Annotated in this window: 8 protein-coding genes and 1 pseudogene; 3 read left to right on the top strand and 6 right to left on the bottom strand. The window is 70.9% G+C overall.

Annotated elements, in window-relative coordinates:
- Window positions 1-419 precede the first annotated feature (419 nt).
- Window positions 420-767 (bottom strand): hypothetical protein, encoded by a 348-nt coding sequence (locus ABZ823_RS30710; protein ID WP_361666150.1) that lies wholly within the window; start codon window positions 765-767, stop codon window positions 420-422.
- A gap of 274 nt (window positions 768-1,041) precedes the next feature.
- Window positions 1,042-1,698, bottom strand: a complete 657-nt coding sequence (locus ABZ823_RS30705; protein ID WP_361666148.1) for a hypothetical protein — start codon at window positions 1,696-1,698, stop codon at window positions 1,042-1,044.
- 111 nt (window positions 1,699-1,809) lie between these two features.
- Between ABZ823_RS30705 and ABZ823_RS30700 the strand changes: the two genes are divergently transcribed.
- The gene (locus ABZ823_RS30700; RefSeq protein WP_361666146.1) at window positions 1,810-2,238 is read left to right on the top strand and encodes a hypothetical protein; all 429 of its coding nucleotides are present in this window, start codon (window positions 1,810-1,812) and stop codon (window positions 2,236-2,238) included.
- Window positions 2,239-2,290: 52 nt separating this feature from the next.
- On the opposite strand, the gene ABZ823_RS30695 is transcribed toward ABZ823_RS30700, so the two are convergent.
- From ABZ823_RS30695 to ABZ823_RS30680, 4 genes are all read right to left on the bottom strand, one after another.
- A complete protein-coding gene (locus ABZ823_RS30695; protein ID WP_361666144.1) occupies window positions 2,291-3,631 on the bottom strand; it encodes an SUKH-4 family immunity protein in 1,341 nt (446 codons plus the stop codon).
- 80 nt (window positions 3,632-3,711) lie between these two features.
- Complete coding sequence (locus ABZ823_RS30690) at window positions 3,712-5,778, bottom strand: ATP-binding protein (RefSeq protein WP_361666142.1); 2,067 nt, start codon at window positions 5,776-5,778, stop codon at window positions 3,712-3,714.
- Window positions 5,779-6,026: 248 nt separating this feature from the next.
- Window positions 6,027-6,380, bottom strand: a complete 354-nt coding sequence (locus ABZ823_RS30685; protein ID WP_361666140.1) for a hypothetical protein — start codon at window positions 6,378-6,380, stop codon at window positions 6,027-6,029.
- Window positions 6,364-7,119: an NAD(P)-binding domain-containing protein gene (locus ABZ823_RS30680; RefSeq protein ID WP_361666138.1), complete on the bottom strand. Its 756-nt coding sequence runs from the start codon at window positions 7,117-7,119 to the stop codon at window positions 6,364-6,366. The genes ABZ823_RS30685 and ABZ823_RS30680 overlap by 17 nt, the downstream gene beginning before the upstream one ends.
- A 74-nt stretch (window positions 7,120-7,193) precedes the next feature.
- On the opposite strand from ABZ823_RS30680, the pseudogene ABZ823_RS30675 reads away from it, so the two are divergent.
- Together ABZ823_RS30675 and ABZ823_RS30670 are read left to right on the top strand one after the other, a co-directional pair.
- Window positions 7,194-7,573: pseudogene (locus tag ABZ823_RS30675) on the top strand (helix-turn-helix domain-containing protein).
- 106 nt (window positions 7,574-7,679) lie between these two features.
- Window positions 7,680-8,987, top strand: a complete 1,308-nt coding sequence (locus ABZ823_RS30670; RefSeq protein ID WP_361666136.1) for an SUKH-4 family immunity protein — start codon at window positions 7,680-7,682, stop codon at window positions 8,985-8,987.
- Window positions 8,988-9,113: the final 126 nt, after the last annotated feature.

Genomic DNA, 9,113 nt, shown 5'->3' with positions numbered 1-9,113 from the left:
CCACCCCCCAGGTCATCCGTTCGACAGGGGGCAACAGTCATGCCGGGCCCGGAGGCCAGCGGCCCTCTTGCAGGACCGCGAAGAAGATAACGGGGGGGGGGGATCATCCGCCGCGCGGCTCGCTGACCGGTGGGTACGACGGTGGCGGTGGGGGAGGGGGAGAGTTCGCCGGAGAACGACATGCGGTGAAGTCCAGGAAACGTCGTGACGCCCCAGCAGGCCGGGCGCCGGCACAGTCGTGCGCCTTGCCGGAGGTGACGCGGCCGGTGTCTGAGGCGTCACGTATGCGTGAGCGCGGTCGTCGGTGATTCGGTCGCCGAGCACTCGCGCGGGAACGCTCTACGAGGTGAGCTGGCGGCCGGGAGTCGGCCGCCGCCCGCTCTTGCGAGTGGCGGCCGCAAGAAGAGACGACCCGAAGCTCAGACCTTGGTGAAGCACAACGTGTAGTTGAACTTCTGCCCATTGTGGTACTGAATGCCGTAGTCGTACTTCGACCCGCATTCCATGTTCTTGCCGGGGACCATCTCCCCCAACTTGTACTCGGCCTCGCGGGAGTCACAGTCGACGACCGTCGGAAGCGGCTCGCCCTTGGGGTCCTTGATCTTGACGCAGTCGCCGATTTCCGGGTCGTGAGCCTCGGCGTACGCGGACGCCGACACCTCCGCCTTCGCCTTGCCACCGGTGGGGCTGGTGTTGTAGTCCCAGACGTAGTAGGCCAGACCACCGCAGATCGCTACGACGACGGCGAGGGACTTCACGACCCGCAACCGGCCTCCCGGCAGCGGGCGCTGAGGAGCGCGCTGAGGCTGCGGATGCGGCTGTTGCGGCTGCTGTGGATTCCCGTACGGAGCATGCTGCTGGTATCCGTACGGCTGCTGAGGCTGCCCGTACGGCGGTTGATTCGGATGCTGCGGTGGCGGCGTCGACATGCCTGAAAAACCCCGTGGTTGACTGCGTGGTGGCTGAACGGACCGAGGTCAACTGGAAATTGACCAGTGCAGGCTATCCGTTCGACGTCGGTCGGGTCGCCGGCGGGGCAGGTCAGACGAAGTAGCCGACCAGGAACGACACCCCGGCCCCGACGAGCCCCACACCCAGCATCCCGATCACTATCGGACGCGTCACTCCCCGCCCTGCCGTCTCCCATGCCGCGTCGAACGAGATGCGGCTCTGGCCGAACGGTGCGTATCCGGTGGCGAGGCAGAAGACACCGAGGCCTGTGAGGACCCAGCCGCCGAAGAAGGCGCCGAAGAACCTCCAGGCGCGGTCCATACCGCTCTGGACGTAGTCGCCGTCCTCGGAGGTGCCCGTCGTGGTCGCGCCGGTCTGTTGCACCGACAGTTCGGTGCCCGGCGTGTACCGCTGCCTGACCTGCACCGCGGCGCCCGCGTCCTTGTCCTTGCCGTCGTCGGACACGAAGATGCCCTCACAGCGGATGGGGCGCCGGTTCTTGCGGCTGCTGCGGGAGGCGTTGTTCGGATAGCTCACCTCGCACTGCTTCACGGTCAGGGTGCCGTGCGTGCCCGCCCAACCCGCCAGGTACGCCCCCTCGTACGCGCCCCATCCGCTCAGAGCGAGGCCCGCGAGGAGGAAGACCAGGCCCCCCGCCCGCCCGAGGTGGCCGAAGGCTCTGCCGACGAGACCGGCAAGGGAACGGTCGACACCTTCGCCTTTTCCTGTGCCCTGCGTCTGAGCCATCACGATGAGGTCCTTCTCTCCTCTTCGGCCGGTGGGGGCTCAGCATGGCATCCGTACACGACGGGAGATACTTCGGGTGTCCGAGAGACGAGGGCAGCGAGGAGAAGCGACATGACCAGGCGACCCGAGAACTCACCCACCCCGCACGGCTCTTCGCAGGACCGCGGTGTACTGGACGAGGCGCTCGAACCGGAGCAGATACGTTCTCTGAACTCCGCCCTGCGCAGGCTGTCCGAGACCGAGGGTGTCGGCAAGGACATGCAGGATGCGGCGAAGAGGCTGCTCTCCGGCCGCCTCGCCCTGCGCGAGGCCCTGGACGACCCCGCGGTGGCACGCGCCCTGGGCGAGGGCATGGCCTCCCTGCGTGGGCAGTGGGAGACGCTCTCCGAGGAGGAGCGCGAGCAGATCAGGCACGGGGTGGCGCCGGCGAGCGGTGACTCCTCGTCCGGGGCCTTCGAGCCGAGGAGCTCGGAAGACGAGGCCGCGCAGTCCAGGAAGAAGAGCCAGGGGCGGCACAGCGGCGGGTTCTCGCTGTACTGAGCAAGCAGGGCGACCGGTGGCGCGGGCGGTGGCCCACCCGGCGCCTCCACGGTCAGAACAGCCCGTGCCACATCTGCTCGACGATCAGCGACCACCATGTGTCGGGATTTCCCAGCGCGGAGGGATCGATGGCGGCGAGCTGCTCCTGCAACGCCGCCACCGCCGCTCCCGCCGCGACCGGGTCCAGGCCACGCATCCGCTGCCGCGTGGTGGCGAGCAGCGCCAGGCAGCGGGCGAAGGCGGCCGCCGACACGTTGATGTAGCGGGCGGCGGCGGTGACCGGGTCCACGGCCCACACCGCGCCGAGTCCGTCCGGTTCCGTCGTACCGGGCAGGCACTGCACCGCGACCACCGCGACCCCGTCGAACCCGATCCGCACCAGGTGGGCCAGGGCGCCGATCCTCTCCTCGGCGGCCGGGCTGCGCCGCTCGCGCAGATTGGTGGCGACATCGGTGAACAGGCCGCCGGCCGGAGGGGCGTCGGGCCGGTCGGCGGTGAAGAAGAGCGGAAGGTCGGCGGGGAGCCCTGCCCAGGTGAGCGTCGACTTGGCGGTTTCGGGTAGCGGACTGTCGGCGACGTCGTCGGCGTCGTGGCGACGTACGCCCTCCTCGCCGAAGACCTCCACGAGATGGCGCCCGAGGGCCACGTCACGCATCGGCTCCGCGAGCCTCACCTGGGCGGGAACGGGAAGGCGGTGCGGGCGGGGCGGCGGCTGCTGGCCGGCCATCCGGTGCATGGCCTCGACCTGCTCGACCAGGGCGGCGATGCCCTCCGCGCGGTCCTCGGCATGAGTTCCGTAGTTCTGCGTGCATGACATCTGTGCGTTGCGGAACTGGTTGAGAAGTTCGGCGGTGTAGCCGCCGGGGAGCAGGCTGGGCCGCAGGTCGGTGTGGATCGCGAGGACACTGCTCTCGGGGACGTTCATGCGCCGCAGCTCGGCCCACGCCTGGTACTCGGCGGGAGGCAGGCCCGGCCCCGAGGTGCGGAAGAGGGTGGTCTCCTCCCCGTTGGCCGGGTCGGTGTAGGTGAAGACGGCGGTGTTGCCCGGGCCCGTGACCGGACGGGCACCCCCCGCCGGGGCGCCGCTCCGGGCCCCGCCCTGCGTGCCGCCGCCCTGCTTCTGCTGGTACATCCGTACGACCTCCTCGACGGGCGCCGACGGCCAGACCGTCAGCTCGCCGGTACGACGGTCGACCACCCCGCACGCGTCGCCGACCTCCGCGGGCGGCCGGCGCTCCCCGGTCACCGGGTCCTGCTCGGGGGCCGCGGGCGCGGGCCACACGACCCAGCCCAGGTCGAACTCCTGCATCCTGACCTCACGGCGCGGCGCCGCCGAGCCTTCCGGGTTGAGCCAACGGTCGGCGATGGCGAGCGCCTGCTCCTGGCTGGTCACGGGGTGGCTCCTTCGAGGTCGGTCGAGGGGGAGGACAGGAGGGAGGAGTGAGGAGGGGGGAGGGGACGTCCGTCGTGTGTCTATGAGGCTTTCGAGGCTATCGCCGAGGCCGCCGCACGGATGAGGAGGGCCTTCGCCCCGTGCTCGGTGGCGACAAGGAGGACACCGTCGGGGGAGAGATCGGCGGCGGTGAACGGCGTGTCGGAGATCAGCGCGGCCACGACATCCCCGCTCGCCCGGTCCCAGACGCGCAGATAGTCGGCGCCCCGGCTGAGCCCCAGCGGGGCGGCCGCCCGCTCGTCCTCGGACGGGCGCAGGACCTGGGCGGGATCTGCGTCGCCGAGGGAATCGGGAGCGGGCCGGAGGAGACCGTGGATCAGTACCGCGGAGCCGCGTGTGTCCCCGGGCTCGCCGGTTTGTTCCGCCTCCGCGGCCGTTTCCCCAGCCTCCCCGGTCGCATCCGCTTCCCCCGTTTCCACCGTTTCCCCCGTCTCTCCGAGCGGGCGAGCGCCGGGTGTGTCGGCGGGTACGGCGAGGACGGCGACCGGAGTGGCCGGACCTTCCGGGCTGGGAAGACTGCCGACGGTCACGGCGCTCACGCCGGCGACGGGCAGACTCCACAGCGTCCGCCAGGGCAGCTCGAAGGCGAGCCGGTGCAGGGCATCGGCGTACTCGGGCAGGCCGTCTTCGACGAACGCGGTCTCCAGCAGGGCGGCGCGCAGCGGGGCGGACGCCTGGGTACGGGTCAGCAGGGGGGCCGTACGCAAATACGTACGGGCTGGTGCGCCGAGCGTCTCCACCGGTACGGCTTCGATGGCGGCGCGCAGTGATACCGGGTCGGCGTGCACGAACAGGCCCGGGTCGGTGAGGAGTTGGGGCAGCAGACCGGCCTCCAGGGTGTGACCCGCGATGTGGTCGCGCACGTAGGGATCGGCCTTGCTCCAGTCCTGCTCCGGCACGGCCTCCAGCAGCGCCATCGCGATCTGCGTCTGAGCGGCGCGGATGTTCGGCAGACCGGCGCGGATCTCGTCACCGAGGGCCGGGTGCAGCAGCCGGAGCAGCGTAGGCCGACCGTTCTCCCGCCCGTCCGTGCCCGTACCACGCTCCGCGTCCCGCCCTTCCCGCTGCTCCACAGGCTGCACGAAAGGTCCCGCGAGCAGCATCCCGCCCGCAATCGCCTCGCTCATATCCCGCCCGGCGACCGCGCTCGCCAGCCGCCCCCACAGGTGGACGGGTATGCCGTCGGCCTCGGCCAGGGCGAGCGGCGCCAGCAGCAGCCGTAGCGTCTGCGGGTCGGCGCCGAGCCGTCCGGCATGCAGATCGAGAGCCTCGCCGACGGAGGTCGGCAGCCGGTTCTCATCCGCGGGGTCGAAGCCTTCGGGCGCCATCAGGATGCCCTGCACGGCGAGTTGGACGACCAGCGGACTCGTTCCCGCTCGCCGGCCGATGGCCGCGGCGAGGGCCAGGCGGGCGGCGGGGTCGACCGTGAACGGCAGCTCAGGCGCACCGAACTCCGGGTCGAGCGCGGCCTGGGCGTGCAGCACCAGGCCCTCGGGGTCGGCCCATTCCGGTGCGTCGAGGTCGATGACCTGCACGGTGCCGGGCGGCAGACCGGCGGCCAGCCCGGCGGCCAGCGGACGCGGCACCTCGGCCAGGAGCCGGACCGTCGCGGTGGCGGTGAGGGGAGCGAGCACCTCCCGTACGAGCCGGGCGGGCTCATCCGCGGCCCGTACCGGACCGGCCCGGTCGACATCCGGCACGACGACGGTCACCGGCTCGTCGAGCGCGGCCATCTCGGCGAACACGTCCTTCGTGCTGGTCGCGTCCAGTTCGTAGTGGTCGGCGAGCAGCCACAGCACCTGCGCGGCGGTCAGTCCATCGGGGGTCGGCACTGCCGGGGCGGGCAGTTCCGGTGGCACGGTCGACGGATCCATCGCGTCCAGCGGCAGCCGCTTGCGGAACTCCGGCTCGCACAGCATCAGAAAGCCGGTGAGCAGTCGCGAACGCCCGCTGCCGGAGCCGCCGGTGAGCACGACCACGCGCGGTGCACCGGGCGCGGCCGCGCGCCATGCGGCGAGCGCACGCAACGCTGCGGTCCGGCCGCCTATGTGGGGGTGCGGTGCGTAGTCCTCGGTCGAGCCGGTCATGGGTCCCCGTTCCCCGTCCTCCGCCATTGCGGTCGCATGTGCGTACGACATCGATCTTAGGTGCCGATCGCAGGGGACGGAGGCGTGCGGCCGGGCATCAGGGGGTACCTCCCTGTCGCTCGACTGCGCTGTGAGAAACGTCCGCCGGGGACCAGGATCACGGGCACCAAGGTCACGGGCACCAGGGTCCCGGGCGCCAGGATCACCTGTCACAGGATCACCTGTCGGCTGGTCCGACCCTTCATCGGCTATGCGTCGGGTCGATGCGCCTCGCGCTGCCGGCGGTACAGGGCGATAGCGGCCTCGGTCGGGTAGTTGGGGACGGTGACGGTCTCACCGGTGTCCTTCGCCACCACGATCTTGCTGCCGCCCGGCGGCGCGGGCCGCGGCCGGCCTTCGGCGTCAGTGGTGGGCGGGAACGTCGCGTACACCAGGTAACCGATGTCGAACTCGTGGACGTGCAGGGGAGCCGGGCTCCCGTCGGCCAGCTTCGGCTGCGCATAGCGGCTGCGGACGATGGCCAGGGCTTCCTCGGGGGTGGTCGGGGGAGCCGGGTGGTCCGGAGTCATGGAGTTGCTCTCCTCGTCACGGTAGTTGGGCACGGCTGTCCTGCGGCATGTCCTTGGGACGGTATCCCGACTCGACGCCGAGCGGCACGCCGAGGCCGTGGGCGGGGTCTTCCGTTTCCTGGTGGCTCGGACCGGCCGCGTATGCCAGCGGAGGTGCGATTGCCTGCGCATCCGCTCCCTCGCCGACCCACAGGGCGATGAACAGCGCGGCGGTCGCTTCCAGGAGTCCCGCACGTTCGAGACCGCCGCCGGCCACGGGTTCGCAGCCCACGTCCTGCACCAACTCGCGTACACGCACGAGGGCCGTCTCCTCGTCCCCGCAGATGGGCACGGCCAGTGGTCGCCCGCCGAAGACGGGCGGCCGCATGCGCCACACGTCCTCGTGGCAGAGGTTGAAGGCCTTGACCACGTGGGCTCCCGGTGCCGCCGCGGCGAGTTGCTGCGCGGCTGAGGGGCCTCCTTCCGTCAGCAGCCGGAAGCCCGGCCCGAGCGGGTTGGAGCAGTCGAGCAGTACCTTGCCCTCCAGGGCCGCGTGCAGGTCCCGTGCCACGCCTGCTCCCGCCCCGAACGGCAGCGCGGCCAGCACCACCTCCCGACCGGACTCGGCCGCCGCGCGCAGACTGGCAGGCTTCGCGCTGCCTCCGATGCGCTTCGCGAGCCGCGCCGCCTGGTGTGCGTCCCGTCCTCCGATGATCACCTCGTGCCCGGCCCGCACCCAGTGGGTGGCGAGCGCGTCGGCCAAGTTGCCCGTTCCCAGTACACCGATTCTCATCACGCGTTCCCTCTCCGTGCCTGCTTCGACGGTTCACACCGACGCTAGAAGGCGGTTCGGGCACCATTTGGTACGTGACGACCGACGCCTTCCTCGCCGACTGCCGTGCCCGCCTCGCCTTCGACCTGCTCTCCAACACCTGGAACGCCGTGGTGCTCTGGGCGCTGCGCGACGGCCCCAGGCGCCCGGTCGATCTACGGCAGCGCATCGGAGGCATCAGCTCCAAGGCCCTCACCGAGACTCTGCGGCGACTGCAGTTCAACGGACTGGTCGACCGGCAGGCACACCCCGACGCACATCACGTGTCGAGTACCAGCTCACCGCTCTGGGCCGGACCTTGCTGGCGCCCATCGACGCCGTCGGCGCATGGGCCTTCGAGCACGGTGACGAGGTCATGGCCGCCCAGGAAGCAGCATGCATTCCCGACGCCCAGTGGCCTCCTCCTACCCGCTGACCCGGTCAACAGCGTGAGCGCGGACGTCGCCGGCCGGTGAGTGCACATCCACCCGGAGGCCGTCCGCCACCGGTGGGGTGTCGGCGGTGGGTGACAGGATGGCCGCATGTGCAAGGAACTAGACGACGTACTGGCAGATCCCGCACGGCTGTTGACCGCCGACCGGGCGGCGGTGCGCGACCACATCGTCGCTGCGGATGGCGCCCAGAGCGTGGGGCGTGAGGTCTTCCTCCAGGCCGAAGCGATCTTCGGCGTCTCGGAGGTCTCGACCGCCGAGTTCGCCTCATGGCTGCACTTCGCGGCGAAGGCGACCGGCCACGAGGAGTACGCCGAGCGGACGGCGGCGGTCGAGCCGGGGATGCCCTGGCGAACGGTGTGGGCGTGGTGGCGGCCGGCCAACTGGTTCATGGCCCACCCGAGCCTGAACGGCGACTATTACCAGGTCCACCGCCGCCTGTACGAGGGTCGGGAGCTCATCGAAGTGGTCGATCAGCGCGGGCCGCTCTGGCTCGATGCGGAGACGGGCCGGAGGGTGAAGGTCCAGAACGAAGGAGCGCTGGCGGAAGCGCCCGCGTTGCCGAAGGCGCTCGACGCGCCTGAACTGCACAACTGGGACCTGACCGCCCCGGAGAGCTGGGCAGGCGCCGTCGCGTTCGCCGTCGAGGGCGGCAGGACCCGTCATCTCGTCGAGAGCGCGCACGGCATAGCGGTGCTTGAGACAGACGCGGAGGTGCTGCGGGACTGGCCGTGCGGTGAGGGGATCGATCCCACGTCGTCCGAAGACTCACCGCCCGGTCCCGAACCGGCGCGGCGGCGGCCGGCGGGTCCGCTCAGCGCGGCCCGGGTCGACGACGCCTTTGGAGAACGGCACGTGGTTCGCCTGCCCGAGGCCGCTCTGCCCGATGGGCTCGAACACCCCGGGAACCGACGGCACTTGCGGGACATCGGCCTGCCTGCGTGGTGGGCGTGCCACGGGGCCGAGTTCACGGCCCATTCGGCCGATGCCATGCGCCCCCCGGCCGAGGGCACCCTGTCCGAGGACGGCGTGCTCGGTGGTGTGGCCGCCGCGGACCTGATCGCCTTCGGCACGTGCGACTATGGCGAGCTGTATCTGCACCGCCACGACGGTTCCGTGTACATCTGGAGCCGACTGGACGGCCCGACCAACCGCACGCTGGTGCCGCTCGCACCGGACCTCGATGTGTTCACTCGCGTCCTTGAGGCCGTCTACCGCTACAGCAACGCCTGCTGGCACCCCTATCCGGTGGAGCAGGACCAGGAGGCAGTGGCACAGGTGTTCCTGGACGAGGTAGACGAGCTGGCCCCGGGCCTGCTCGACCAGCAGACACCCGGCGGCATCCTGTGGAGCTGGCTCTACGCGGGCATCACCGAACTGGGCGTGGATGGCTTCTAGGGCCTGTACGGAGTCGTGATCAGTGACTTGCCTGAAGGCTGCGGATCCAGATGACGGCGCCTCGTAAGTGGAGTCCGGCAAGGTAGCTCTCGGGGGTCTTGTCATAGCGGGTGGCAATGCCGCGCC

The sequence above is a fragment of the Streptomyces sp. NPDC047079 genome, assembly GCF_040643755.1.
Lineage (GTDB): Bacteria > Actinomycetota > Actinomycetes > Streptomycetales > Streptomycetaceae > Streptomyces.
This window is presented reverse-complemented; position numbering and strand designations above follow the sequence as displayed.